Here is a 26,144-nt window from a genome sequence, read left to right on the forward strand (position 1 = left end):
TGACGACGGAGGGACGCTATTTTGCGACGCCCGATCGGCGCGATTCGATGGTCAGCAGAGCTGCGGCGACAACCGACAGCGCAGCGAACGGGACGATCGCTCGCCCGATACTGAACAACGAAAGCACTGCGAGCGTCGACACCGCTACTGCGAGCGCCCAGACGCGCCATAGCCGTTCCGTCCACGTCCAGTAGCCGACTCCGAGCGAGAGGGCAACGACGACGATCGACCAGAATAGGATCAGTGGCGCGTTCGCTACTGCGAGGCTTTCGCCCTCAACGAACAGGTATGGGATCACCGCCGTTACGAGCAGGTAGCCGGCCCCGAGTAACCCGGCGACCATTGCGAGCAGTCCGGCACCTCGGGCGAGCGTCGATCCGGATTCATCGCGATCGCGATCGTTCGCGACGCTCATTGTGTTCGATTCTTCGCTTCAATCGAGCATAACTCTTGTCGCAACCAGAGAACGTCGATGCTTTACTGTCCGTACCGGCGCTGTCGGCTTTGATAATCCCGCAGCGCGCGGAGATACTCGCGCTTGCGGAAATCGCGCCAGTTCACGTCGGTGAAGTACAGCTCCGAGTAGACCGACTGCCAGATCATGAAATCCGAGAGCCGTTCGGCACCCGTCTTGATGACGAGATCGGGGGCGGTCGGAAAGACGAGTCGATCCTCGATCGTCTCGGCGTCGATCTCCTCGGGTGCGAGCGTACCGGCCTCGACAGCCGTGGCCGCGCCGCGAACGGCCGCCGCGAACTCGTGTTTGCCGCCGAGACCGATGCTCACGTTGATCGGTGCGTCGGCGCGCTCGTCGTCGTCCGGACCGCGAACGGCGAGTTCGCGCGGGGCGTCACAGCGCTCGAACACCCGACGGATGGCCGGCACCGCGCCCGTATCGAGCACGCTCACGTAGACCAGCACGCAGTCGGCGTCGTACTCGAAGGCCCACTCGAAGAACTCCTCGACCGTTCGATAGGCACCGTCTTCAAGCAGATCGCGCTCGGCGATGACGACCGCGACACAGCCCGGCAGCGGGGCCTCGGTGCGGCGGATGCGAGCGGCGAGATAGCGGTCGTACAGTCCCACGGTGAAACGGAGCGGTTGATTCACCTAAGCCTTCACGTTTCGTCGACGAAATTATCGTTTATCGCTCTCAGGATTCATTCTCGGTTGGTGATTACAGCAGCGACGACGGAATGTAGACGACAATGAGAGACCGCAACCGCCCCGCACAGCCCACATACCTCCCCAACCGATTTGCTCACTCCCTTCGGTCGTTCGCTCATCCCTCGCGCGTTCTCCGGCCTCCGGCCGGATTCATCGCGCGCCACAGCGGTCGATTTCAGTTGGGAATGGCTGACGGGCAGTCGCTGGCGGCTTCGGGAGCGTTAAGTAGCTATCGGGGAAACGACGGGCAGTGACGTGGCCTCTCCGGCGGGCGGGCGCGTTCGCGCTCGTCGGCGCGCTCTCGCTCGCCGCCCCGCTGTTGGGACCGGCCGCCGCCGCTCCCTTCGTGGTCGTCGCCGCGCTCGCGGCGTTCGTCGTCGAGGACGGGCCGGCCTTCGAACTGTTCGCCCGGCCCGGCGATCACGAGGAGCGCACGCTCTATGGCCTGGCGGGCTTCGCGCTCGCGGCGGCCGGCCTCGCGCTGTTCGTCCCCCTGTTCGGCATGCCCGTCTTCGTCTTCGTCGCCAGCGTGCTCGTACTCTCCGGTGGCAACCTCGCCGAGGCGGCGGCTCGCCAGCGCCGACACGAACCCGTCGCCGCCACGGTCGCGTTCGTCGTTGGCGGAACACTCGCAGGCGTGCTCGGCCAGTTCGTCGTCGGGCTCGCCGCCCCGGCACCGTCGCCCGCGCTCGCGGTCTTCTTCGCCGCGAGCGCCGCGCTGCTCGGCGCGCTGGTTCGCCTCGCGCTGTTCGTCCGCGACGACCCGCTCGTGCTGTTCTCGATGGGATTGTTGCTCTGGCTGCTGGCCGCGCTCGAACCGACGATCAGCCCGATCGGTGTCGCGCTCGCGCTCCTCGTCACGGCCGGTTTCGGCGCGCTCGCCTACGCGCTCGACACCGCGTCGATCACCGGGATGGTGACGGGCGTGCTCGCGGGACTGCTGATGGTCGTTCTCGGCGGGTTCGGCTGGTTCGCGCTGCTCATCACATTCTTCGGCGGCGGCGGGCTCGCCGGCAAGTTCCGCTACGATCGGAAGCGAAAGCGCGGACTGGCCGAGGGCAACGACGGCGCGCGTGGCAGCGCCAACGTGCTCGCGAACTCCGCGGTCGCGCTCGGTGCCGTGCTGGCCTACGCCGCGAGCCCGATGTTGCCGCTCACGGCCAGCCCCTTCGTGTTCGCCTTCGCCGGCTCGCTCGCCGCGGCGATGGCCGACACGCTGTCGAGCGAGATCGGCGGGCTGTTCGACACGCCCCGACTCATCACGACGTTCGAACCCGTCCCACCGGGCACCGACGGCGGCGTGACGTGGCAGGGGGTCGTCGCAGGCCTGTTCGGCGCGGTGCTCATCGCCGTTCTCGGCTTCCTCTTCCTCCCGATCTCGCCAGCGGGCGCGATCGTCGTCGCACTCGCGGGCATCGCCGGCATGGTCGTCGACAGTCTACTCGGTGCGCGCTTCGAGAACCGAGCGGTCGGCGATCTGTTCGCCGGTGTGCTCGCCGGTCTCGCGTTCGCCGACCGCCGTATCGGCAATCAGACGGTGAACTTCCTCGCCACGCTCGCGGCCGCGCTGGTCTGTGCAGCGCTCGCCGCGGCTACCGGTCTCGCGGCGCTATGAGCCATCGGATCAGATCGGCCACGCCCGCCGATCGCCCGCGCCTGCTCGCCATCCAATCGGCATCGCTCGCATCGACCTGGCCGGAGCTGCTCGAAACGGCGATCACCGGACCCGGACGCGTGCTCGTTTCGGGTCAGACGGCCGTCGGCTACGCACTCGCGGTCGGCAGTGATCCGACGCATCTCGCCGAGCTCGCCGTCGCGCCCGGCCATCGCAACGCGGGCCACGGCTCGGCGCTGCTGAAGGCCGTTCTCGACGATGCTGACGACTGTCGGCTCACCGCACGCGCGGACGACGAGCGTGCGCGACGGTTCTACGAGCGCCACGGCTTCCGAATCGATCGTTTCCTTCCCGATCACTACGAACACGGCGACGGCGTGGCAATGGTGTATCAGTCGGACGACCGGAGCTGATCGGCGGTCCGCACGCGCACGTCGGTCGGTCGCTTGACGAATTCGCCGGTCGAGCGTGCGACGATCTGCTCGACGCCGCGCTGGGCGGCCACGTCGAGCACGCGCTGGTCGAGCTCGCCGTCGATCACCACTGCCACGGGCACCGCCGACGCCTCCGCGACCGCGTCGAACGTCTCCGCGGCCGGGACGGTCCCAATGACGGAAAAATCGCCGTCGAGCAGCCGTGCCTGATCGGTTTCGTCGTCGATGACGCCCCGGACGTGTGCGCCGAGCGTCGCCGGTTCGTCGGTCTCCTCGACCGCTTCCTCCGACGAAGGTTCGCTCTCGGCCGCCGATTCGTCCTCGTCGACCGATTCGGTCGGGTCGGCTGTCGCTTCGCCGGTCGGTTCGACGGCCGACTCGACGGCTGCCCCGCTCCCGGCGTCCGTCGGGGGTGGGCGAGCGGGTGATGGCTCGCCCTCGGCGGTCGTCGTTTCTCCAGGTTCCGAAACCGCCGGCTCGGCCGTCGCGGGTGCGGCGCGGTCGGTCGCGGGCGCGGGTCGTGCGCTGCCGTCGGTCGCGGCGACGGCCTCGCGGGGGCTGCCCGCCTCGGCGACGAGCTCGTGGGCGACCTTTCCGCGCAGCGCCTCGTGGACCTCCTCGCGCGAGAGGTCCTCGACGCTCTTGCCGGCGGGTGCGACCGCGACGTACTCCACCTCGCCGACCTGGGCGAGCTCCTTCAGGATGAGATCGCCGCCGCGGTCGCCGTCGAGAAACGCCGTCGTCGTGCGCTCGGTCGTGAGCGCCGCGACCGCGTCGGGCACGTTGGTCCCCTCGACGGCGACGGCGTTCTTGATGCCGTACTCGAGGAGGACGACCACGTCGGCGCGCCCCTCGACGACGGTGATCGCGTCGCCGTCGGCCACTCGTGGCCCGGCCGGTAGCCCCTCGTATTCGACGACCTCGCCGGTGCGTGAGCTCTCGCGGACCTGTTCGACGAGTTCGGCCGAACTCATCGTGCTCTCCTCGAAGGCCCCGAGGAGCCCTTTGGCGCGCTCGACGACCTCGCGGCGTTTCGCGGCCCGGACGTCCTCGATGCGCTCGACGTCGACCGTCGAGCGACAGGGGCCGATGCGTTCGATCGTTTCGAGCGACGCCGCGAGAATGGCGGTCTCGACCCTGTCGAGTCCGCTGGCGATGGTGATGCGGCCGAACGACTGGCCGTTCTGTGAGTTGATGCTGACGTCGATCCGGCCGACCTTCGAGGACTGCTGGAGCGTCCGTAAGTCGAGATCGGTGCCCAGGAGTCCCTCCGTCTGGCCGAAGATCGCACCGACGACGTCGTTGCGCTCGACGACCCCGTCGGCGGTGACGTCCGCGTGAATCAGGTATTTGTCCGTATCCTCCATGAGTGAGTGGTGTTCCCCTGTCGGGGCCGGTTTGTGACCGTGATGAACTGCGACACTGATACGTTTCGTACTCGCCTTCCTGAACGGATATACCTACCGCCATGCCCCCTCTCCGTCCGACGTCCGTCGGTCGTTACACCCGACGGCCAACGCTTATTCGTTTCCTGATCCATGATCGGACATGGCAGACGTTCTGACCGACGAGGAGATCGACGATCGCACACCGGAGGGATGGAACCAAGAGGGCGACGAGATCGTCCGCACCTACGAGTTCGACGAGTATCTCGACGGGGTCGAATTCGCGAGCGAGGCCGCCGAGATCGCCGACGAGGAGTTCCACCATCCCGAGATCACGATCCGCTACGACGAGGTGGCGATCGCGCTGACGAGCCACGAGGAGGGTGGCGTCACCGATCAGGACATCCAGATGGCCGAACACTTCGACGACGCACGGTGAGCGCGTGCTGCCGGCAGAACAGCTATGAGGTTCCCGCACATACCTGATAAGTCCGATGGAGCTACCCCAGTACGATTTCTGGCTGTGCGACCTCGACGGCACGCTCGTCGACGTCGAATGGACGTACGTCCGTCGGCTGTTCGACCGCGTGGGTGAGCGCCTCGGCTACACTTTCGACGACCGCGAGGCGCACACGCTCTGGAACGGCCTCGGCGGGTTCCGCGACGAACAGCTCCGTGAGTGGGGTCTCGACGCCGAGCGGTTCTGGTCGACGCTCCACGCGATCGAAGACCCGAGCGCCCGCGCGGCGGCGACCTTCGTCTACGACGACGCCGCCGCATTCCTCGCGTCACTCGACGTCCCGGTCGGCATCGTCACTCACTGCCAGCGCTATCTCACCGAGCCGGTTCTCTCCGAACTCGATCTGCACGGCCGATTCGAGACGGTCGTCTGCTGTACGAGCGATCTCGGCTGGAAACCCGATCCCGAACCCGTCCGTCTGGCGATCGAGGAGATGGGCGTCGCCGGTGACGAGGGCGTGCTCGTCGGCGACGGGCCCCACGACGTCGGCGCGGCGTGGAACGCCGGTCTCGACGGCATCCATCTCGAACGCCACGGCCACGAGCGTCGCGGGCGCTGTGTCCGTGGTGATCACCGTATCTCACGGTTCCCGGTCTGATCCGGATCGATCGGGAGTTTTAGGCGACTCGCTCGCCCGGTGTCGGTATGGTCCACAGCGATTGGGACGACTGGCTCGTTCGCGAGATCGACACCGCCGACCCCGACGGCGTCGCGATCTGGTATCTCGGCTGCAACGGTTTCGCGCTCACGGACGGCGCGACGACGCTGTTCATCGACCCGTATCTCGGTACGGGCGATCCGCCGCGGACCGTGCGCATGATCCCTGTTCCGTTCGCGCCGAGCGACGTCAGGGCGGCCGACGCAATCCTCGCCACGCACGAACACACCGATCACGTCCACGGCCCCTCGCAGGCCCCGATTCTCGAAGCCACCGATGCCACGTTCTACGGCCCCGCCGACAGCATCGCGGTCGCGCGCGAGGAGGAAGCCTGGACCGACGAGTGGGACGTTGCAGCCGACCAGCTCGCCGAACTGGCGGTCGAGGACACGGTCGAACTCGGCGAATTCACCGTCACGGTCGAGACGGCACACGATCCCGACGCCACCCAGCCGGTGAGCTACGTCGTCGATCACCCGGCGGGGACCTTCTTCCACGGCGGCGACACGAAACCCGACGCGAGCCTCGAAGCCGTCGGCGAGCGCCACGATATCGACCTCGGCGCGCTCGCGTTCGGTTCGACCGGGCTGCTTCCCGACAAGCACACGGGTGAGTTGGCCGAGAAACGCTGGTACTGCGACGAAAACGAGATCGTCGAGGCCGCCGGACAGCTCCGGATCGATCGACTCGTCCCGACGCACTGGGACATGTGGAAGGGGCTGACGGCCGATCCGACGGCGCTGTCTCACCACGCTCGGAGCTACGACGACCCCGCGGATCTCGAAATCGTCGAGATCGGCGATCGTATCGAACTCTGAGGACCGGTGATACGGCGCTGAACGTTTAAGAGGATCGTGGCCGATCGTTCGGTATGAGTGATTCTGACACGGATGAACGGACGATCTCCGAGGACGGGATCACGCTCACGAAATCGTACGAAACCGAGGAGTTCCCCGTCCCGACGGTCGACTTCCGCCTCCACTCGGAGCGCGACGACGAGGCGACGGTCCGGCTGGTCGATCCCATCCCCGAGGGCGTTCCGGCGGCGGATCTCGGCTTCCATCCCGACTACGGCGGCGACGACTGGACCGTCGAGGGCGACAGCGCGATCTTCGAGCACCGCCTCACGGCCGACGAGGAGTATCGAACGGTCTACGGCGTGCGAACCGACGATCACGACCCCGAACGGTTCATGACCGATCCGACGGTCGAGATCGGCGATCCCGATGGCGAGAGATCGACTACCGAAGTGGCCGACGCCGAGAGTGGGGCCGATACCGACGACACCGCTGCCGAACCCGCCGCCGACGGATCGGATGGCGACGACACTTCGGCCGCCACGTCGGGTCGCGACAGCAGCCAGGCTGCCCGCGACGTCATCGCTGGCGATCGCGACGTTGCGGGTCCCGATGGCGACGACACCATCGAGGAAGTCGACATCTCGGGAGCCGAAGCGGCTGCGGCGGACGGAGCCGGAGAGTCCGGCGGAACGAACACGGCAGATGGCCAGCCACGTGACGGTGAGGTCGATACGGGCGACATCGGCGTTACCGAGGGCGACGTCGGGGCGGCGCTGGCGGCCGAACTCCGCGCCGGCGACCTCGCGGAGGCGGATCGCGAGCTACTCGCCGAGGAACTCGATACCGACGACGCCGGCAGCGAGGTGCGTCTCACCCACCTCCAGTCACGGATCAGCGATCTCGAAGCCTACACCGACGCCCTAGAGGAGTTCATCGATGAGAACGGGCCGGCCCGCCAGCTCATCGAGGATCTGACCGATCAGGTCGCGACCATCGAGGACGAACTCGCGGCGCTCGACGAGCGGACGAGCGAGACCGAAGACGCCATCGAGCGCCTCGATGCGGCCGTCGAGACGAACGCCGACGACATCGCGGCGCTCGACGAGAACATCGACGACACCGAGGCTGCCGTCGATACGACCCAGGAGTCGGTCGCGGAGCTCCGGGCGGACGTCGAGGAGATCGAGGAGTGGCGCGAGCGGATTTCGAGCGTGCTCGGCGGCGTCTCCGAGGAGTCCTGACTCAGTCGTCGTCGGGATCGCCGCCGTCGGTGCCGTAGCGGTCGGCGAGTTTCTCCTCGAACCACTGCCACTCCCGGGTGAAGGCGTCGTCACGTTTGAGCTGCCAGACGTCGGCGTCGCGGACGCGCGGGCCGACGCGATAGGACTGCACCATGTTCCACAGCCAGAGCAACACGCCGATGCCGATGATGAACGCGCCGACGGAGGCGATCTGCTGGAGCAGGGCGAACTGGTCGGGGTAGTTGGCGTAGCGCCGTGGCAGGCCGAGCGCGCCCATGATGAGCATCGAGCCGAACGTTATCGGGACGCCGACGATGGTGAGCACCGCCTGCAGCCGGGCGAGGAGCTGATCGTACATCCGCCCCGTGATGATCGGATACCAGTAGTAGCTCGCCGCGAACATCATCATCGGGATGATCCCCATGACGATGAAGTGGAAGTGGCCGACGACGAAGTAGGTGTCGTGGACCACGAGATCGATGGGGATCGCCGCCAGGAAGACGCCCGTGACGCCGCCGAGGATGAACGTCCCGATCGAGCCGACGGCGAAGATCATCGGCGCGGTCAGACGGATCCGGCCGTCGTACATCGTCGAGATCCAGTTGAACACCTTGACGGCGCTCGGGACGGCGATCGCGAGCGAGACGAACATGAAACTCGCTCGCACGCGTGGGTCGATACCGGTCGAGAACATGTGGTGTGCCCAGACGCCGAAGGAGAGCACGCCGATGGCCAGCGTCGAGTAGACGATGAACTTGAAGCCGAACAGTTTGCGAGAGGAGAACTTCGGGAGGATCGTGCTCACCAGCCCTGTGGCCGGCAGGAAGATGATGTACACCTCCGGATGGCCGAAGAACCAGAACAGATGTTGCCAGAGGATCGGCCCGCCGCCTTCGATGAGATAGAACGTCGTCCCGAAGTTGCGATCGAGCAGCATCATGATGACGGCGCTGCCGAGCAGCGGGAAGGCGAACAGGACGATGCCGCTGGTCGAGAGCATCGTCCAACTGAAGATATCGATATCGGGCCAGCCGATGTCGTCGCCGCGCTCGGAGACGACGGTGATGATGAAGTTGATCGCGCCAAGGGTGGTCGCGATACCGCTCAGATGCAGGCCCAACAGGAGCAGGTCGACCTGCGGGTTTCCGCTCTGAATCGACAGCGGTGCGTACAGCGTCCAGCCGGTCTCTGGGGGATGGAGCGCTTCGAGAAACGGGATCTTCACGCCGACGGTCGAGAGGAGCTTGCCGAGCGCGTCGGCGGGCAGCCCCGCCCGCGCGAGCAGCAGCGACGGCGGCAGCATCCAGAAGGCGATGGCGTTGATCCGCGGGAACGCCATGTCGTCGGCGTTGAGCAAAAGCGGCAGGAAGTAGTTGGCGATGCCGAAGAAGACGGGCGTGACGAAGAAAAACAGCATCGTGATGCCGTGGGTCGTGAAGAGGCCGTTGTAGGTGGCTGCGGTCCAGACGTCGGCCGTCGGCGTCAGCAGCTCGGTCCGAATCATCATCGCTTCCGTACCACCCCATAGCGCCGCCACGGTGCCGAAGACGAGATAGAGAACGCCGATGTCCTTGTGATCGACGGTCGTCAGCCAGCGCAGCAGGCCCGACTGTTTCTCGGCGTGTTCGGTGTCGGTTTCACCGCCGGAGAGATAGCCGCCGTCGGGGCGCGGGATCGGCGCGGACCAGCCCTTGGTTTGCAGGAACCGTGTCCCGACTGCAACCAGCAGGACGGCGATGACCGTCAGCACGATCCCACCGCCGATCATGGCCGCTCCTCCCCGGCTGCCGGCCGTCGATCCGGAACCATGGCTCGCCTACTCGCCCCCCGTGTATAAACGTGAGTTCACCCGTTGGTTTGACCGGTTCCATCGATGACCGTTCAGCCAGCGAGCCGGCCGTAGATGCTGCCGAACGCGAAGCCGTAGGCGAGATGGGCGAGCACGGAAAAGCCGACGTAGATGACGAGGATCGGGCCCGTGATCGAGCCGCGGCCGACGACGACGAAGACGATCCCGATGACGGCGGCGAAGGCCACCGCCCGGGCTGCAGGATCGGGACCGAACGGGAGATACTCCTCGACGGCGACGAACAGCGCCGGCCAGACGACGACGGTGACGACCGCGAACAGCGCGATGGCGATCAGCGGCCGGCCATCGATGCCGAGAAAGCGGCCGACGACGGCCGCGACCGACAGTGTGCCGCGTGCCTGCGTGTCGAGAACGAGCAGGAATCCACCCAACACCACCGTTCCGACGAGGCCGCCGGTGATCGCACGCAGCGCCCTGTGCATGACCGGCCCTCGGTCGAGGGGAGGAAAAAGTCCGGTCATCCGTGCCGGCCGCGCCGCTTCGTCCATCGTCTCCCCGTCCATCGCCTACCCCCATGCTACCGTCCGACATTTATATCCGTTAGATGCCTTCCGCATCGCAAAACCATCTAATGAATATTATCATAAAAGATCATAACAGTTTTTACCCTCCTTGCTGTCGGTGCCGATGCGGTCGGCGAGCGGATCGCGCCGTCCCCGTCTGGGGTCCGTTCGCCGCCACGAGACCAACCATGCCAACGCCGAAAGAACTCATCGGAGACACGGACGTCTTCACGAAGGACGTCGACAACCCCGCAGCCCGCGAGCTGCGCGAAATGCTGGACGAACAGGACTACGTCTTCGCGCCGGGGATGTACCACGCTCTCGACGCCCGGCTCGCGGAGATGGCCGACCACGACGCCGCCTACATGAGCGGTTACTCGACCGTTCTGGGCCAGTTCGGCTTCCCCGACCTGGAGATGGTGACGATGACCGAGATGGTCGAGAACGCCAAACGAATGGTCGAGGCCACCAACCTCCCCGTGATCGCCGACTGCGATACGGGCTACGGTGGCATCCACAACGTCCGCCGCGCCGTCCGCGAGTACGAGAAGGCCGGCGTCGCGGCGATCCATATCGAGGATCAGGTGACGCCGAAGCGATGTGGCCACATCGCGGGCAAGCAGATCGTCTCGCGCGAGGACGCACAGGCGCGCTTCGAGGCCGCCGTCGACGCCAAACAGTCCGACGACACGGTGATCATCGCGCGTACGGACGCCTACGGCTCGGCGAACGGTGACTGGGAGGAACATCTCGAACGCGGGCGGCTGTACGCCGACGCCGGCGTCGACATCGTCTGGCCCGAGATGCCCGACCCCAGTCGCGAGGACGCCGTCGACTACGCCGAGACGATCCACGAGACCCACCCGGAGCTCGATCTGGCGTTCAACTACTCCAGCTCGTTCGCGTGGTCCGAGCAGGACGACCCGCTCACGTTCCAGGAGCTGGGCGATCTCGGCTACAGCTACCAGTTCATCACGCTGTTCGCGCTGCACTCGGGGGCGCACGCCGCCTATGAGGACATGAAGAACCTCGCGGAGAACGCCGAACAGGGTCAGTTCGATCTGGAGGAGAAATATCTCGGCCACGAGACCGAGAGCCACCACGAGCTCTCGTTCGTCGACAAGTTCCAGGACATCGAGATGGAGTTCGATCCCGAGGCGCGCTCGCGCATCGAGGGGTCGGAGGGCTTCTCGGAGGACGAGCGCGACCCGCTGACGGCCGAGGCCGACGGCGACGACGACTGAACGCCACGAACGGCGTTCGCGTCGCCGGATCGAAACAGACAGTACCCCATCGGTCCACTGGGTAACTGTCCATGCGACGTGGCAGCGAATGCACGTATAGCCAGCCAGCGACGCCCGGCGGCGATACAGCCATCTACTGATATGAAACAAAAAGAACACGACAAGCGACTCCACGAGCGGAAGTTCGTGCGGACGTTTTTCACCTCGCCGACGGCGGTCGAGGGCGAGGAGGACTCGGCGAAGATGATCCGCAGCGCGAGCCAACTCCGTGGAATGCAGGCACCGGACGTGTGGGTGCCGGACAACGAAGACGCGACGGCACCGTCGATGCGCGACGAGGGTGCGGCGAACATCGTCGAGGTAGTCTCGGAGAACGGCGCGGAGTTCCCCGGCGAGATCCACCCGCGGGTGGTCTGGCATCGCGACAGTCCCGAGACGCGCCATCAGGGGCTCAAGCGCATGCTGTCGATCGCCGACCCGGAGAAGGGAGCCGTCGAGCACCTCGACGGGTTCGTGATCCCGGAAGTGGGTGGGATCGACGACTGGAAGAAGGCCGACGAGTTCGTCACGATCGTCGAGCACGAGCACGGCCTCGAAGAAGGCTCACTGGCGATGTCGGTGATCGTCGAGTCGGGTGCCGCCGAACTCGCGATGGGCGAGCTGCGCGAAGAGATGGGCAAACCCACGAACAACCTCGAACGGCTGTTCATGCTCGTCGACGGCGAGGTCGACTACACGAAGGACATGCGCGCGATCACGCCGACAGGCAATCTGCCGGCGTGGCCGGAGCTGCGTCACAACACCTCGCGCGGTGCGAGCGCGGCGGGTCTGATCTCGGTCGACGGTCCCTACGACGACATCCGCGACGTCGAGGGCTACCGCGAGCGCATGACCGCCAACCAGGCCAAGGGGATGCTCGGCATCTGGTCGCTCACCCCTGGGCAAGTGGTCGAAGCGAACACGTCGGGCCTGCCGCCGGCGACGGGGTCGTGGCTGCTCGACGACGGTAGCCAGCAGGTCGCCCTCGACAGTGAGGACGGCAAAGAAATCTACACGGGCGACCGACTCTCGCTCTCCGAAGACGGCGACGGCTACGTGCTGACGGTCGGCAGCGACGAGCGCCACCTCGACGAGGAGGAACTCAGCGAGGAACTGCTCGACATGGTCGAGTACGTCCCGAGCATGGACGACATCGTCGACTCGATGGAGCAGTTCGAAGAGGCCCGCGATGCGGGAACGGGTGCGATCGCGATGGAGCGCGCCGCGACCATCGAGATCGACGGCGTCACAGTGGATGTCGCCAACGACCGGATGTGGGACGAGGCGACCTATCAGGCGTCGATGACGCCCGTCAGCCTCTTCCAGGACGTCTACGAACACCGTCCGGACCAGCACGACGACCTCGAGGAGCTCTACAGCCCCGATGTCGTCGAGCGTGCCACCGACGTCGGCAACTGAAACCGGCCCGATCCGAACCGAACACCGTTTTTATCGGTAGCGAGTAACGCCGTCATGCCAGCATACGGTAAAGTCGATAGCGCCTTCTTCGACGAACACATCTACCCACATCTCGGTGCCGAGCGCGAGGAAGTCGCCGTCGGCCCACAGCACGGCGTCGACTTCGGGGTCGTCGATCTCGGCGAGCGCTCGCTGGTCGTCGCCACCGATCCGATCTCCGTTCTCCCGGAGCTCGGCTTCGAGCATGCGGGTCGGTTCGCCTTCGAGGTCGTTTGTGCCGACGTCGCGGTCTCGGGGCTCCCGCCAGCCTATCTCTCGCTCGATTTCACGCTCCCGCCGTCGATGACCGACGCGGAATTTGCTACTTTCTGGCAGGCGTTCGACCGCGAGGCCAGTGATCTGGGTGCGAGTGTCGTCGCGGGCCACACCGCCCGCTACGAGGGCTGTTCGTTCCCTTGGGTCGGCGGCGCGACGGTGATGGGTGTCGGCGATCGGGACGAGATCGTTCGCCCGGACGGCGCGCACCCCGGTGACACGCTCCTGTTGACGACCGGTCCCGCGGTCGAGGCGGTCGGTCTGCTGACGACGCTGTTCGGCGACGAGATGGAGCTGCCCGAATCGACGATCGATACAGCCCGCGAGTGCCTCGACGATGCGCGGGCCGTGCGCGACGCGCTTGCGGCCGCGGCTGCCGGCCCGGTGACGGCGATGCACGACGTGACCGAAGGCGGACTCCGCGGCGCGCTCTGCGAGATGACCGCGAGCACGGGCGTGCGCTTCGATGTCGACCGCGAGCGCGTGCCGATGCGTCCTGGCGTCGAACCCGTCTGCGAGTTCCTCGACATCGACCCGTGGGCGGCGACCAGCGCCGGCTCACTCTTGATCGCGGTCGATCCTTCGGGCGTCGACCCCGTTCTCGACGCGCTCGCATCCCGCGGGACGACCGCGGCCGTCGTCGGCGAGGTTTCCGCGGGTAGCGGGGCATACGTCGACGGCGAGCGGATCGAACCGCCCGCCGCGGACCCGTCGTGGGACGTCTACGCCGACTACGTTTAGTGACTCAGACGGGCCGACGAATGCAGGCGACAGTTCTATACTTTCGTGCTGTGAGGTGATTGACGAACGGCACGCGATCGAGTGGATCGTGGCGATGGAACGACAGCGGCTCAGCAGAACCCATTCATGTCAGACACTGATCTCGAACTCGGCATCGTCGGATTGGGAAAGATCGGCGGCAACCTCGCGAAACAGGCCGTCGAGAAGGACGTCCGGGTGGTCGGTTTCGATACGGCCGACCGTCCGGAGCTCGAAGAGGAAGGCGTCGAGGTCTACGACGCGGGCGCGTACGACACGCTCGTCGACGAACTCGACGCGCCACGGGTGATCTATCTCTCGCTGCCCGCCGGCCCGATGATCGACGACGAACTCGACGACCTGCTCGATCACCTGGCGGAGGGTGACGTCGTGATGGACGGCGGCAACTCCTTCTGGCGCGACTCGATCCGCCGCGAGGAGCGCGCGTGGGACCAGGGGATCTACTACCTCGATACGGGCACCAGTGGCGGCCCGCCGCGCGCGAGCGAAGGGGCTTGCTTCATGGTCGGCGGCAAGGAGGACGGGTTCGAGATCGCCGAACCGTATCTCGATCTGCTCTCGGTCGACGGTGGACTGCTCCACGTCGGTCCGCCGGGTAGCGGCCACTTCGTCAAACTCGTCCACAACGGTATCGAGTTCGGCATGCTCCAGTCGATCGCCGAGGGTGTCGAGTTGTTGGAGGCGGGGCAGTTCGATCTCGACATGGCAGACGTTTTCCACAACTGGTCGAACGGGGCGGTCATCGAGAGCTGGCTCGTCGAACTGATGGAGAAGGGCCTGCGCAAGGAGGACCAGCAGTCCGACGCGCCCGATTTCGACGACATTCCGAACTACATCGAGGACACCGGCGAGGTGAACTGGCTCGTGAGCGAGGCGTACAAGGGCGAGACGCCGATCCCAGTCATCAGCCAGTCGGTCACCGAACTGTTCAAATCACGTGGCAACCAACGCCACGCCTACCGGGCCATCGCGATGATGCGCCACGGCTTCGGCGAACACCCCTTCGGCGAGGACGAGGGTATCAGGAGCGAACGCCTGCACGGGCGGGTCGACAACGAGGCGCGTCACGATCTCCGCGACGACGAGGACGTCGACCCGGTCGGACCGCTCGCCGACGAAGAGGACTGAACCATGGCAAAGGAATTCATCGACGACGAGAACGATATCCACGTTTGGGCCGCAACCGAGGACGAAGTGGTCGAAAACGCTCACGAGGAACTCGACGCGGCGGGCGTCGAGACGGACGAATCGGCGATCCGCGAGCAGATCGCCATCATCCCGTCGCCGCGGCGCATCAAGAGCGGCACCGACGGCGTCTTCGACGAGCGCCGGCGGCGGGGTGGCGAGCGCACAGCACAGGACATCGTCGAGAGCGGGATGGACGTCGGTCTCGGCACCGGTAGCACGACCGCGTGGGCGGTCGCCGAGATCGGGCGGCTGCTCCGCGCGGGCGAACTGGAGGGCGTCCGCGGCGTCGCCACGTCGCTCCAGAGTCACGAACTCGCCAAGGAGACGGGCATCCCGCTCGTCAACCTCGACGAAGTGACCGAACTCGACGTGACGATCGACGGCGCGGACCAGTATTCCGAGGAGGAGCCCACGGTGATCAAGGGTGGCGGTGGCGCGCACGCCCGCGAGAAGATCATCGACGCGATGGCCGATCGACTCGTCATCGCCACCGACGAGGAGAAAGCCACCGACCCGCTCGACTATCCCGTGCCTGTGGAGGTGATGCCCGACGCACGCGAGGTCGTCGCCGAGAATCTCCGAGCAGTTGGCGGCGACCCCGAACTCCGGATGGCCGAGCGCAAGGACGGGCCCCTATTCACCGCCAACGGCAACCTCGTCATCGACTGCGACTTCGGCGGGCTCGACGACACCAGCGGGACCGCCCGCGACATCGAGCAGATCCCCGGCGTGCTCGAACACGGGATCTTCCTCGACATGGTCGACGACGTCTATCTCGGGACCGACGACGACGTCGACACGGTCTCGTTCTGAACTAAACCGGTGTTACCCCATTTTCGAGCCGACCGACGTTCTCGATCCCGATGGCGATCTCGTCGTCGGCTTCGAGCGTGAACTCTTCGGGAACCAGCGACGTGCCCGTGAGCAGGACGGCGAGTTCGGGCGTCGCGTTGTGGCGATTCAGATACGAGACGAGTTCCTCGGGCGAGCGCACGAGCTGGGTGGTCGAGGTGCTATCGTTGAACATGACCTCCTCGCCGCGTTCGATTCGCATCGAGAGTTCGAGATCCTGTGGATCGCCGACGGTTTCGGGCGAGGCGATCGCGGGCCCGATGGCACAGCAGCGGTCGTAGATCTTGGCCTGCGGGAGATACAGTGGATTGTCGCCCTCGATCGAGCGACTGCTCATATCGTTGCCGATGGTGTAGCCGACGATGTCGCCGCGGTGGACGACGACCGCGAGTTCGGGTTCGGGCACGTCCCAGTCGGAATCGCCGCGGATCCCCACTTTCTCGCCCGGTCCCACCGTCCGGGATGCGGTGGCTTTGAAGAACAGCTCCGGCCGGTCGCCCTCGAAGACGCCCTGATAGATCTCGCCGCGGCCGCTCTCCTCCTCGCGGGCGTCGCTGCTGACCTGATAGGTGACGCCGGCGGCCCACACCTCGTCGGGGGCGGCTGGCATCGCCGCGCGCTCGGCGACCGAGTCGGCGTCGAGCAGCGGCGCGTCAGCGGTCAACCCCTCCACGACGCCGTCGATGCCCGTGCCGAGCACGTCGGCGACGTTCGCCAGCGCGGCGAACGAGTCGAGTCCCTCGCGGGCGGCCGTGAGATCGTAGGCTTTCTCGCCGTCGCGGGCGACGAGCCGCGCCGCACCGTCCTGGATCGTGCGGTAGTAGCGCATACCGGACCGTGGTGGGCCGTCCACAAAGTTTCACGGGGTGGGGCTTGCTATCGAAGCCGAAAGAACGGTATGCCCTGGACCCGTAGGGGTTTGGAGATGGCAGATACTTACGAGAACTACGTCGATGGCGAGTGGCGCGCGAGCGAAACTGGTGACACCTTCGAGGTACGCAACCCATCGGACACGACACAGATCGTCGCCGAGGTCCAGCAATCGAGCGAGGCCGACGCCAATGGAGCTGTCGAGGCGGCCGCGGCCGCACAGGACGAGTGGGCCGACACGCCCGGTCCCGCACGCGGGAAGTTCCTGCGCGAGACGGCCAAACGGATGGACCAGCGCCGCGACGAACTCGCCGAGACGCTCGCGAGCGAGGAGGGGAAGACGCTCTCCGAGGCGTCCGGGGAAGTGGGTCGCGCGGTCAACATCTTCTACTACTACGCCGAGCGCGCGATGGACTACGCCGGCGAGAGCTACAACCCGAGCGCGCAGGGACAGAACCTCTACACCGTGCGCGAGCCGGTGGGTGTCGCCGGGCTGATCACGCCATGGAATTACCCCATTGCGATCCCCGCTTGGAAGATGGCCCCGGCGCTCGCGACTGGCAACACCGTCGTCTGTAAACTCTCGGGCGATGCACCGACGGTCTATCTGAAGGTCGTCGAGTGCATGGACGAGGCTGCCGAGGCGGCTGGCGTCCCCGACGGCGTCGTCAACGTCCTCACCGGGAGCGGCGAGGCGGTCGGCCAGCCGATCATCCAGCACGAGGCCGTCGATGCGGTCTCGTTCACCGGCAGTCGGCAGGTCGGCGACATGATCTACGAGCAGGCCACCGACGCGCACAAGCGCATCCAGACCGAGCTCGGCTCGAAGAACCCGACGGTCGTGACCGAGAGTGCCGACATCGAGGAGGCCGTCCGGATCGTCGGCGGCGGTGCCTTCGGCGTCACGGGACAGGCCTGTACCGCGACCGAGCGCGTGCTCGTCGACGAGTCGATCGAGGACGAGTTCGTCGATGCGCTCGTCGACTACGCGGAAAACGTCGAGATCGGCCATTCGGTCGAGGACCCCGGGATGGGGCCGAAAGTTTCGGAAAGCGAGCTCGAAACTACCCTCGACTACATCGAGACCGCGAAAGAGGAGGGCGCGACGATCGAATACGGGGGTGGCCAGCCCGACGGGAGCCAGTACGAGGACGGTCACTTCGTCGAACCGACGGTCGTGACGGGGCTCGACTCCGACGCGACCGTGATGCAGGAGGAGGTCTTCGGCCCGTTCGCCGGGATCATGACGTTCTCCGATCTGGACGAGGCGATCGAACTCGCCAACGATGTCGAATACGGGCTCGCCGCGGGGATCGTCACCGAGGATCACAACGAAGCCAACCGGTTCGTCGACGAGGTCGACTTCGGCATCGTGAAGGTCAACGAGGCCACCACGGGATTGGAACTCCACGTGCCCTTCGGCGGGATGAACGCCTCCTCCAGCGAGACCTACCGCGAGCAGGGCGAGGAGGGGATGGACTACTTCACCATCATCAAGACCGTCTACGACAGCTACTGAATCGGCGATCTTCCGGCTTTCGGACGCACTCCACACTGTTCACGTTTTCTCGAGTTCGTCGAAAGGAGTGGGCGCTGCAGGATTTGAACCCGCGACAGCTTGGTCCGAAGCCAAGTACTCTGTCCAAACTGAGCTAAGCGCCCGTACTCCTCGGTTGCGCCGAGTCGTAGTTAAATCCCCCGGTCGTCGCGTTTCGCGCCATTTATGCGCATACCGCCGGGAGAGAGGCCATGTCCGGCGAGCGTGCTCGTGGCCTGCTCGAACTCACCAGACCCGTGAACGCCGTCGCCGCGGGGATGCTCACGTTCATCGGCGCGTTCGTCGCCGGTGGTCTCGACGCGTCGGTCGCGGTCGCTGCGGCCGTCGGTGCGACCGTCTTCGCCACTGCCGCGGGCAACGCGATGAACGACTACTTCGATCGCGAGATCGACCGGATCAACGAGCCCGACCGCCCGATCCCCCGCGGTGCGGTCACGCCCCGTGTGGCGCTGTGGTTCAGCGTGCTGTTGTTCGGCGGCGCGGTCGTGCTCGCGCTCGCGCTGCCGCTCGCCGCCATCGCTATCGCCGTCGTCAACCTCCTCGCGCTCGTCGCCTATACGGAACTGTTCAAGGGACTGCCCGGCGTCGGCAACCTCGTCGTCGGCTATCTCGGCGGGAGCACGTTCCTGTTCGGCGCGGCGGCCGTCGGACGGATCACCGAGGCGGTCGTCGTGCTGTTCGCGCTCGCGGCGCTGTCGACGGTCGCCCGCGAGATCGTTAAGGACGTCGAGGACGTCGCTGGCGATCGCCGCGAGGGGCTCCACACCCTGCCGATCGCCATCGGCAAGCGCCCTGCGCTCTGGCTCGCTGCCGGCCTGCTCGCGGTCGCGCTGCTCGCCAGTCCGCTGCCCTATCTCCAAGAGACGTTCGGCTGGCCGTATCTCGCCGTCGTCGCGATCGCTGATCTGGTCATGGCCGTCGCCGCCGTCGAGAGCTTCGGCGACCCCACTGCAGGGCAGGAGCACCTGAGCTACGCGATGTTCCTCGCGGGCGGCGCGTTCGTCGTCGGCCGGCTCGCGGTCGCCGTGTAGGCCGGTGTTCTTATCCTCGCCGGCGGCCTATCACTACTATGCCAGTCACTGACGACGACGAGCTCCGCGCGATCCTCGATCACGAGACGGTGGCGGTCGTCGGCTGTTCGTCGACGCCGGGCAAGGACGCCCACGAGATCCCGCGCTACCTCCGCGAGCACGGCTACGAAGTGATCCCGGTGAACCCCCACGCCGACGAGATTTTCGATCGCGAGGCGTACGACTCGCTCGCCGACGTGGACGAAGAGATCGACATCGTCGACGTGTTTCGGCCGAGCGACGAGGTGAGCGGGATCGTCGATGCGGCGCTCGACCGCGACGACGCGCCCGTCATCTGGACACAGCTCGGTATTCGCGCCGAGGCGGCGACCGAACGCGCCGAGGCGGATGGCCGGCAGGTCGTCGAGGATCGCTGTATGAAAGTCGAACACCAGCGACTCTGCTGAACGGATCGGTCAGAGGAACTGAAATAGCGGCGAACGTGTGGCTATTCTCCAGTCGCAGTCGTTCCGTCGGCGTCGTCGGTCGTCGATCCGGCGTCGCTCGCGTGGCCGGGTTCGGCCTCCTCGATGGCCGCTCCGGCGAGCAGTGAATCGACGTCGATGTCCTGCTCGCGCGCCAGCGCATTCAGGATGGCGCGCTGGTCGTCGAGATCGCGTTCGATACGCTCGACGCGCTCGCTCGTCGTCTCGACGTGTGCCTTGACCTCGTTGACCTGCGAGCGAAGTTCGTCGACCTTCTCGTAGAGCGTTTCGGCCATGTCGGCCACCCGCTGGAGCTTCTTCGCCGTGTTGCCGAGTCCCATGTCGGTCGGTTGGCGCGAAGCTACGTGGCTCTTTGGTTCGCGCTCGAACGGGGCGATTAAGACGCCGCCGGTCGAAACGTGGGTATGGACGGGTCGCGGGTCGCCCCGCTTGTCGGCATCGTCGGCTGTGGTCTCGTTTTGCTGGCGCTTCTCGCACCGTATCTCGGTGCCGACGCCGGCGCGATCGGCATCTACTACGGCGACGGGGCGGTCAACCCGCTCGTCGCCGGGCTGTTCGCCGCGGTGACGGTGATCGTCCTCGCTGCCGGGCGCTCGGGGCGCACCGATCCCGCGACCGCCGCCGGCGTCGCGCTCGTGTTCGGCCTGGTGATCGCCGGGGTCTCGCTCGTCTGGAGCCTGACGGTGCCCGAGAGCACCGTCTTCCAGCTGTCGACCACCTCGCTCATCGAGTTCCATCGCTGGCTGCTGACCCTCGTCTCGCTCGTGGTTCCGGCCAGCGGCGTCTGGTACGCTCGCGCGCTCGCGCTCGTGTAGAGGTTCCCGCCATCGTTGGCGGGGCACAACTGAAGACATGACCTCTTCTGGTGTCTGTGCACGTGGCTGCTGGCCGAGAGAACACGTCCTGGTGGATGAAGGGCGAGCATCCCGACGGGATGCGAGGGCTTCGGCGGTGTGGTTGCGGAGCGGCTTGCGGAACGTGTAGTGATTTTGTACCGCGAACGAGCAGCGCGAGTGAGCGGGCCGAGGAGTGACCGAAGCGAGGCGCGAAGCGCCTCGAATGTCGAGCGGCGAAGCCGCGAGACGAGGGAACGACGAGGCTTTTGGTCCAGATTTTGCCAGCGAGGCGCGGAGCGCCTCGGGCCATTCACGCGGCGGAGCCGCGCGAAGACAGCGAAGGAGCGACCGAAGGGAGCGACTGAGTGCAGCAAACGGTGGAACGAAAAGTCCTTATGCGGGAGTTAGCTATTTCGAACCGGACTAGGTCGGGCAGTTAGGCCCTGCTCTCAACCCGCACCACGGTCTTCAGCGGGGACCGAACCCTGGGCGCGTCCGGACAGACCGGCACGGGCCCCGCAAGCCAACGTCGAAGCCTCGTCCGTCGGGGGCGGCGGTCCGTGGGCGTTCGTCCGCAGGGACGACCGGCCGCGGTTAGTCGGCGGCAGTCCGTCAGGCGCGGAAGCGAGCAGCGGACCGCCGGACAGCCATCGCTCGACGGGTCGCGGGGTGGAGGAGGCACGCGGGCTTCCCCGTGCCGGAACGCCGGGCAACCCCGGGCGTCCGTCTCTCGTTACATACCAATCAGCGCAGCGTACCGAACGCCTCTCAGATCAAAAACAGCACTCGCCGTCGCTACTCCGAATCGACATCGATCTCTTCGCCGTCGACGTAGACCGAGACGTCGTCCCCGCCCTCGAAGTCCGTGATCTCGCCGGTGATCCGGTAGGCGTCACCGCCACCGCCGAGCCGCCCGGCGACGGTCGAGCCGGAGATGATGTCGAGATCGGGGTCCTGCGTCACGCCGCTGTCGTCGATCGGTGCGCCGTAGCTCTGCCCGCGACGGTCGATCGAGCCCGTGACCGTCATTCGATAATTCACCTTCTCGTCGGGCTCGCCACCGATGATGACGACGTGCTTCGCCTCGCCGGTCGTCGTCTGCGTGTCGGTGGCCGATGGCGTGGCCGCTACGGTCGGCGACGCCGTCGTAGTCGGCGTCGCGGTTTGCGTGGCCGTCGGCGATGGCGTGGCCGTCGCGGTCGGTGTCGACGACGCCGTCGTGGTCGCCACCTGTCCCTGGATCGTCGGCGTCGGCGCTCGGGTCGCCGTCTGCGTCGTCTCGGTCACGTCGGTCGTGGTCGCGTTCGATTCGACGGTGGTCGTCTCGCCGGCCTCGTTCGGAGCCGTTGCGAGCTGTGAACAGCCTGCGAGCAACAGCATGGCTGCGAGCACCACGCTCAGTGCGACGCGTCTGGTCATATCTCAATCAGCCGGCGTGCCGCGTATAATACCCTCGATAATCGTCGTTAGTCGCTCGCCAGCTCCTCGCGAACGAGATCGGCGGCGTTCGCGATCGCGCCGACCGAAGAGAGATAGCCCGCGCCGACCGTGGTCTTCATCGCTTTCGCCGCCGTTCCGCGGAAGACGGTCGGCCCGACCTGCGCCACCGCGCCGTCGCCGACGCTGACGAGCCAGCCCGGCGCGTCGAACCTGAATCGCTCCGGCCGCGGGTCGAACATCTCGGTCGACCCGTCGTGCTCGACGATATCGACGATGCTCCCGGCGACGCTGTGTGCCTCGCGCACGGCCGCCGCAGCGCTCGCGGGCACCGCCGCCCCGTCGGCGTCCGTGACTCGCCCGGCGTCGCCGACGACGAACGTGTCGCCGCCGAGTTCGAGCGTGTCGGAGACGATCGGTCGCTCGCCGGAGAGTGCGCCCGGTCCGCGGATGCCGCCGGTCCAGAGGAACTGGTCGTAGTCGATCGTCTCGTGCTCGCACTCGATCGTCTCGTCGGTAGCGCGCTCGACGGCCCGTCCCGTCCGCACGACCACGCCACGGCTTTCGAGCTCCTCGCGGACCGCCTCTTGGAATGCCGCCGGGAAGTTCGGCGTGACGCTGTCGAGGCGTTCGAGCAGGAGCACTTCGCGGTCGATCCCCTCCTCGCGCGCGAGCGCGGTCAGCTCGCCCGCCACCTGCACGCCCGAGAGCCCCGCACCGCCGACGACGACCCGGCCGCCGGCATCGAGATCGAGGAACTCCTCGCGGATGCGGGCAGCGTCGGGTAGTCGTTTGAGCGGCGTGGCCTGCTCCTCAACGCCGGGCAGGTCGTGAAAGGCCGTCTCGGCACCGAGACAGACCGCCGCGACGTCGTACTCCAGTTGGCCGTCGTCGAGCTCGGCGACACCCTGTTCGTGGTCGACGTCCGTGACGCGCGCGACGCGGACGGTCGCACGGTCGAGGGCGTCGTCGAGCGCGACCGTGATCTCGTCGGCGAGCGCCGGCCGGCGAACCACTCTGTGGAGTTCGTGCTGGACGAGGTGGTCCGGCCGGTCGTTGACGACGACCAGTTCGGCCGACTCCGGAAGCTCCTTCTCCAACTGACGGGCCAGCGTGAGACCGGCATAGCCGGCCCCGAGAACGGCGATTCGCATCGTTTTTCGTAGGGGCCAGTCGGTTAAATGGCTTGAGAATGCGGCCCTCCAGGATGTCCTGATTCGTCAGAACAGCGCTTCCGACTCGTCGAGCACGCGTGCGGGGCCACCGGCCTCCCACGTCCGAGTTTCGACGCCGCAGTCGACGACGGCACTCTCGACGCGGTCGACGTGTTCGGCCGTCGTGTTGACGTAGACGCTCGCGCCGGTGTCGGTCGAGAAGTAGGCTGGAATACCGGATTCGCGGAGATCGCGAACCACGTCGAAGATTTCGAGCGTCGCGGGCTGCCAGTAGACCCAGCCGGAGGGGCCGGTCATCGTTGTCGCGGCGAGCGAGAGCGAGTCGTGTTCGGCGAGTTCGAACGTGCGCTCGAAATCGTCGTTTCGGAGCGCGTCGCGTATCTCGGCGAGCTGACCATGAATATGGGCGAGGCGTGCCTCGAACATGTGGCTGTCGGCGGCCTCGCGGTGGGCTTCCTCGGTCTCCTTGTACGCGGGCACGAGTGCGCTCACGATCCGGAGATCGTCTTCGAGCCCGCTCTCGATGCGCTCTGACCGACAGTCGGTATCGTTCAGCCCGGCGTGGAGATCCGAAAACCCACCCGTCACTGCGCGTGCAGCCGAGGCCGATCCGCGCCGCGCGACCGTCGAGATCTCCGGCAGCGAGAGATCGAGTTCCGCCGCCGCACAGAGCGCCCGCGCCGCCGCCGCGAAGCCCGACGAGGAGGAGCCAAAGCCCACGTTCGTCGGGAAGTCGTTCTCGCTCTCGAAGCGCACGTGCTTGCTGATTCCCGCGCGCTCGCGCACGTGCGAGACGACTGCTTCGATGCGCTCGCGACCTCGCCCGTCGACCGTTTCGCCGTCGATGACGTACCGATCCTCGTCGAGCGATTCGTCGAACGCCACGGTCGTCGTGGTGCTGCTCGGCGCGGTGCAGACGCTGATCGAGTCGTGATAGGGAAGTCTGAGTTCGTCGTCGCGCATCCCGTGGTACTTCACGAGCCCCTGGATCGGGTGTGCCCGCGCAGTGGCTTTCATACCTGTGTGGCGGGTGACGCGCGAATAAACGTCCCGAATTGTGAGAGCGCCGTGCGGTTCGTGACCGCTGCGGACGGTCGCGTCGATGTCGGGAATGAAAACCGTTAAGCGGAGAATGTCCCGGTTTTCCATCGTGAACCTTCCGAGCCGAGAGACGACCGCTGGACGGCTGTTGCTGTTCGCCATCGCCATCGCCGGGACGGCGCTGATCGCCAACGCGCCGACGCCCGCCGCGCTCTCGATCCGAGGCCAGTACGCCATCGCCACCACTTTCTTCGCGGGGACGCTCTGGGTGACGGGCGCGCTGCCCCTGCCCGTGACGGCGCTGTCGATACCCGTGCTCCTCACCGCGTTCGGGGTCTACGACGACATCGACCCGGCGCTCACGGGCTTCGCCGACCACCTCATCTTCCTCTTCATCGCGGGCTTCATGATCGCCAACGCGCTCCAGAAGTACAACATCGACCGTCGCATCGCGCTCTGGATGATGGCTCGACTCGGCTCCTCGGCCCGTCTGCTGATCCTCGCCATCATGCTCGCGACCGCCTTCCTCTCGATGTGGGTCTCGAACACGGCGACGACGGCGATGATGACCCCGATCGCGCTGGGGGTGCTCGCCCAGGTCATCGGTCGCGACGAGATCCAGGACCAGGACGACGAGGCGGCCTCGTTCTCGAACATGCAGATCGCCACCCTCCTGGGAACGGCCTACGGCGCGAGCGTCGGCGGCGTCGGGACGCTCATCGGGACGCCGCCGAACGCAGTGGTCGCCGCCCAGCTCGCCTCGCTGTCGAACTACAGCCTCACCTTCTTCGACTGGCTGCTCGTCGGCATGCCGGTCGTGATCATCACGCTGCCGATCGTCTGGTACGTCCTCACCTTCGTGCTCTACCCACCCGAAGTCTCGGACGTGAGCGAGGCCAGAGCACAGGCCGAAGAGTATCTCGAAGAGGAGGGTTCGTTGAGCGCACGCGGGCGGCGCGTGGCGTGGATCTTCGCCATCACGGCCGGGCTGTGGGTTGTCGGCGGGCTCGACATCCTCTTCGAGGGCGTGCTCCCGCCGCGCGTGTTCACGACGCTGTTCGGTGGCGACGGCCCGACGATCTTCGGTGTTTCGGGCCATCAGGGGCTACTTTACTACGTGATGGTCGGACTGTACGCGATCCCGGCGCTCGTGCTCGCCGACACCGTCGAGTGGGACGATCTCGTCGACATCGACTGGGGGACGATCCTCCTGTTCGGCGGCGGCATCTCGCTCGCCGACGCGTTCGCCGAGACCGGCGCGACCGAGTGGCTCGCCGACACGATCTTCGGCTCGTTGGCGAACCAGCCCGCCGTTCTCGTCATCGGGGTCGTCGTCGTGTTGGTGATCTTCCTCACCGAGATGACGAGCAACACCGCCACCTCGACGATCATCGTCCCGCTGCTCATCGGTACCGGCGGCGTGTTCGCGTCGACCTTCGGGATCACGTCGGTCGAGGCCGGGATCGTCCTCGCGGTCAGCGGCGCGATCGCGGCGAGTTTCGCGTTCGCGCTCCCGGTGGCGACGCCGCCGAACGCCATCGTCTTCGGCAGCGGTCGGATGAAACAGTCACATATGATGCGTGCCGGAGTGGTGCTCAATCTGTTGATGACGGCCGTTCTCACCGTCCTGATCATCCTGCTGTTCCGGTTCGTCTGGCCGATCGTCCTGTTCTGAGCGGTC

The 26,144-nt window shown here is 66.5% G+C and carries 26 protein-coding genes, 1 tRNA gene and 1 other RNA gene; 17 read left to right on the forward strand and 11 right to left on the reverse strand.

Annotation, left to right across the window (positions count from 1 at the left end):
- Positions 1–16 precede the first annotated feature (16 nt).
- Together NO363_RS02510 and NO363_RS02515 are read right to left on the reverse strand one after the other, a co-directional pair.
- Positions 17–415, reverse strand: a complete 399-nt coding sequence (locus NO363_RS02510; protein WP_256686658.1) for a hypothetical protein — start codon at positions 413–415, stop codon at positions 17–19.
- Positions 416–477: 62 nt separating this feature from the next.
- A complete protein-coding gene (locus NO363_RS02515) occupies positions 478–1,086 on the reverse strand; it encodes an undecaprenyl diphosphate synthase family protein (protein ID WP_256686660.1) in 609 nt (202 codons plus the stop codon).
- A 331-nt stretch (positions 1,087–1,417) separates the two neighbouring features.
- On the opposite strand from NO363_RS02515, the gene NO363_RS02520 reads away from it, so the two are divergent.
- Together NO363_RS02520 and NO363_RS02525 are read left to right on the forward strand one after the other, a co-directional pair.
- The gene (locus tag NO363_RS02520) at positions 1,418–2,782 is read left to right on the forward strand and encodes a DUF92 domain-containing protein (protein ID WP_256686662.1); all 1,365 of its coding nucleotides are present in this window, start codon (positions 1,418–1,420) and stop codon (positions 2,780–2,782) included.
- Positions 2,779–3,195, forward strand: coding sequence for a GNAT family N-acetyltransferase (locus NO363_RS02525; protein WP_256686663.1), 417 nt, complete (start codon positions 2,779–2,781; stop codon positions 3,193–3,195). The genes NO363_RS02520 and NO363_RS02525 overlap by 4 nt, the downstream gene beginning before the upstream one ends.
- Here the strand turns inward: NO363_RS02525 and dnaG are convergent.
- A complete protein-coding gene (gene dnaG, locus NO363_RS02530; RefSeq protein WP_256686665.1) occupies positions 3,174–4,583 on the reverse strand; it encodes a DNA primase DnaG in 1,410 nt (469 codons plus the stop codon). The genes NO363_RS02525 and dnaG overlap by 22 nt on opposite strands.
- A 181-nt stretch (positions 4,584–4,764) precedes the next feature.
- On the opposite strand from dnaG, the gene NO363_RS02535 reads away from it, so the two are divergent.
- From NO363_RS02535 to NO363_RS02550, 4 genes are read left to right on the forward strand one after another with little or no spacing between them, the layout of a single operon-like run.
- Positions 4,765–5,040: a 4a-hydroxytetrahydrobiopterin dehydratase gene (locus tag NO363_RS02535; protein WP_256686667.1), complete on the forward strand. Its 276-nt coding sequence runs from the start codon at positions 4,765–4,767 to the stop codon at positions 5,038–5,040.
- Positions 5,041–5,095: 55 nt separating this feature from the next.
- Positions 5,096–5,719 (forward strand): HAD family hydrolase, encoded by a 624-nt coding sequence (locus tag NO363_RS02540; RefSeq protein ID WP_256686668.1) that lies wholly within the window; start codon positions 5,096–5,098, stop codon positions 5,717–5,719.
- Positions 5,720–5,766: 47 nt separating this feature from the next.
- Positions 5,767–6,597, forward strand: a complete 831-nt coding sequence (locus NO363_RS02545) for an MBL fold metallo-hydrolase (RefSeq protein WP_256686670.1) — start codon at positions 5,767–5,769, stop codon at positions 6,595–6,597.
- A gap of 53 nt (positions 6,598–6,650) precedes the next feature.
- Entirely contained in the window at positions 6,651–7,820 is a 1,170-nt protein-coding gene (locus NO363_RS02550; RefSeq protein ID WP_256686672.1) for a hypothetical protein, read from the forward strand.
- Between the two features lies 1 nt (position 7,821).
- On the opposite strand, the gene NO363_RS02555 is transcribed toward NO363_RS02550, so the two are convergent.
- Together NO363_RS02555 and NO363_RS02560 are read right to left on the reverse strand one after the other, a co-directional pair.
- Entirely contained in the window at positions 7,822–9,588 is a 1,767-nt protein-coding gene (locus tag NO363_RS02555) for a cbb3-type cytochrome c oxidase subunit I (protein WP_256686673.1), read from the reverse strand.
- 113 nt (positions 9,589–9,701) lie between these two features.
- Entirely contained in the window at positions 9,702–10,193 is a 492-nt protein-coding gene (locus NO363_RS02560; protein WP_256686674.1) for a DUF6789 family protein, read from the reverse strand.
- Between the two features lie 188 nt (positions 10,194–10,381).
- On the opposite strand from NO363_RS02560, the gene aceA reads away from it, so the two are divergent.
- The 5 genes from aceA (at position 10,382) to rpiA (ending at position 15,991) form a co-directional block, all read left to right on the forward strand.
- Complete coding sequence (aceA, locus tag NO363_RS02565; RefSeq protein WP_256686676.1) at positions 10,382–11,437, forward strand: isocitrate lyase; 1,056 nt, start codon at positions 10,382–10,384, stop codon at positions 11,435–11,437.
- Positions 11,438–11,578: 141 nt separating this feature from the next.
- Positions 11,579–12,895: a malate synthase AceB gene (aceB, locus tag NO363_RS02570; RefSeq protein ID WP_256686677.1), complete on the forward strand. Its 1,317-nt coding sequence runs from the start codon at positions 11,579–11,581 to the stop codon at positions 12,893–12,895.
- A gap of 54 nt (positions 12,896–12,949) precedes the next feature.
- A complete protein-coding gene (locus NO363_RS02575; RefSeq protein WP_256686679.1) occupies positions 12,950–13,951 on the forward strand; it encodes an AIR synthase family protein in 1,002 nt (333 codons plus the stop codon).
- Between the two features lie 126 nt (positions 13,952–14,077).
- Positions 14,078–15,118, forward strand: coding sequence for an NADP-dependent phosphogluconate dehydrogenase (locus NO363_RS02580; RefSeq protein WP_256686681.1), 1,041 nt, complete (start codon positions 14,078–14,080; stop codon positions 15,116–15,118).
- 3 nt (positions 15,119–15,121) lie between these two features.
- Positions 15,122–15,991, forward strand: coding sequence for a ribose-5-phosphate isomerase RpiA (rpiA, locus tag NO363_RS02585; RefSeq protein WP_256686682.1), 870 nt, complete (start codon positions 15,122–15,124; stop codon positions 15,989–15,991).
- Position 15,992: 1 nt separating this feature from the next.
- Here rpiA and NO363_RS02590 read toward each other — a convergent pair whose 3' ends face one another.
- Entirely contained in the window at positions 15,993–16,859 is an 867-nt protein-coding gene (locus NO363_RS02590; RefSeq protein ID WP_256686684.1) for a fumarylacetoacetate hydrolase family protein, read from the reverse strand.
- A 96-nt stretch (positions 16,860–16,955) separates the two neighbouring features.
- Between NO363_RS02590 and xacF the strand changes: the two genes are divergently transcribed.
- Positions 16,956–18,419: a 2,5-dioxovalerate dehydrogenase gene (xacF, locus tag NO363_RS02595; RefSeq protein WP_256686685.1), complete on the forward strand. Its 1,464-nt coding sequence runs from the start codon at positions 16,956–16,958 to the stop codon at positions 18,417–18,419.
- 68 nt (positions 18,420–18,487) lie between these two features.
- Here the strand turns inward: xacF and NO363_RS02600 are convergent.
- Positions 18,488–18,562 (reverse strand) — tRNA-Arg (locus NO363_RS02600).
- 87 nt (positions 18,563–18,649) lie between these two features.
- Between NO363_RS02600 and NO363_RS02605 the strand changes: the two genes are divergently transcribed.
- Both NO363_RS02605 and NO363_RS02610 read left to right on the forward strand, forming a co-directional pair.
- Entirely contained in the window at positions 18,650–19,489 is an 840-nt protein-coding gene (locus NO363_RS02605) for a geranylgeranylglycerol-phosphate geranylgeranyltransferase (protein ID WP_256686686.1), read from the forward strand.
- Positions 19,490–19,527: 38 nt separating this feature from the next.
- The gene (locus NO363_RS02610; protein WP_256686687.1) at positions 19,528–19,935 is read left to right on the forward strand and encodes a CoA-binding protein; all 408 of its coding nucleotides are present in this window, start codon (positions 19,528–19,530) and stop codon (positions 19,933–19,935) included.
- Positions 19,936–19,976: 41 nt separating this feature from the next.
- Here the strand turns inward: NO363_RS02610 and NO363_RS02615 are convergent, their stop codons facing one another.
- Positions 19,977–20,294: a DUF5798 family protein gene (locus NO363_RS02615; protein WP_256686688.1), complete on the reverse strand. Its 318-nt coding sequence runs from the start codon at positions 20,292–20,294 to the stop codon at positions 19,977–19,979.
- Positions 20,295–20,378: 84 nt separating this feature from the next.
- Here NO363_RS02615 and NO363_RS02620 point away from each other — a divergent pair, with 84 nt between their 5' ends.
- Together NO363_RS02620 and ffs are read left to right on the forward strand one after the other, a co-directional pair.
- Positions 20,379–20,789: a DUF7548 family protein gene (locus NO363_RS02620; protein WP_256686689.1), complete on the forward strand. Its 411-nt coding sequence runs from the start codon at positions 20,379–20,381 to the stop codon at positions 20,787–20,789.
- Between the two features lie 437 nt (positions 20,790–21,226).
- An RNA gene (ffs, locus tag NO363_RS02625) (signal recognition particle sRNA) lies at positions 21,227–21,539 on the forward strand.
- 66 nt (positions 21,540–21,605) lie between these two features.
- On the opposite strand, the gene NO363_RS02630 is transcribed toward ffs, so the two are convergent.
- The 3 genes from NO363_RS02630 to mvaD all read right to left on the reverse strand — a co-directional run bounded on the left by NO363_RS02630 (position 21,606) and on the right by mvaD (position 24,439).
- Positions 21,606–22,229, reverse strand: a complete 624-nt coding sequence (locus tag NO363_RS02630) for a hypothetical protein (RefSeq protein WP_256686690.1) — start codon at positions 22,227–22,229, stop codon at positions 21,606–21,608.
- 47 nt (positions 22,230–22,276) lie between these two features.
- Positions 22,277–23,401, reverse strand: a complete 1,125-nt coding sequence (locus NO363_RS02635; protein WP_256686692.1) for an NAD(P)/FAD-dependent oxidoreductase — start codon at positions 23,399–23,401, stop codon at positions 22,277–22,279.
- Positions 23,402–23,467: 66 nt separating this feature from the next.
- A complete protein-coding gene (mvaD, locus tag NO363_RS02640) occupies positions 23,468–24,439 on the reverse strand; it encodes a phosphomevalonate decarboxylase MvaD (RefSeq protein WP_256686693.1) in 972 nt (323 codons plus the stop codon).
- 115 nt (positions 24,440–24,554) lie between these two features.
- On the opposite strand from mvaD, the gene NO363_RS02645 reads away from it, so the two are divergent.
- Positions 24,555–26,138 carry an SLC13 family permease gene (locus NO363_RS02645; protein WP_256686694.1) on the forward strand — a complete coding sequence of 528 codons (1,584 nt, stop codon included), beginning with the start codon at positions 24,555–24,557 and terminating at the stop codon, positions 26,136–26,138.
- The last annotated feature ends 6 nt before the right edge of the window (positions 26,139–26,144 follow it).

Origin of the sequence: Halococcus qingdaonensis (genome assembly GCF_024508235.1) — an archaeon.
In the GTDB taxonomy this organism is placed as follows: Archaea; Halobacteriota; Halobacteria; order Halobacteriales; family Halococcaceae; genus Halococcus; species Halococcus qingdaonensis.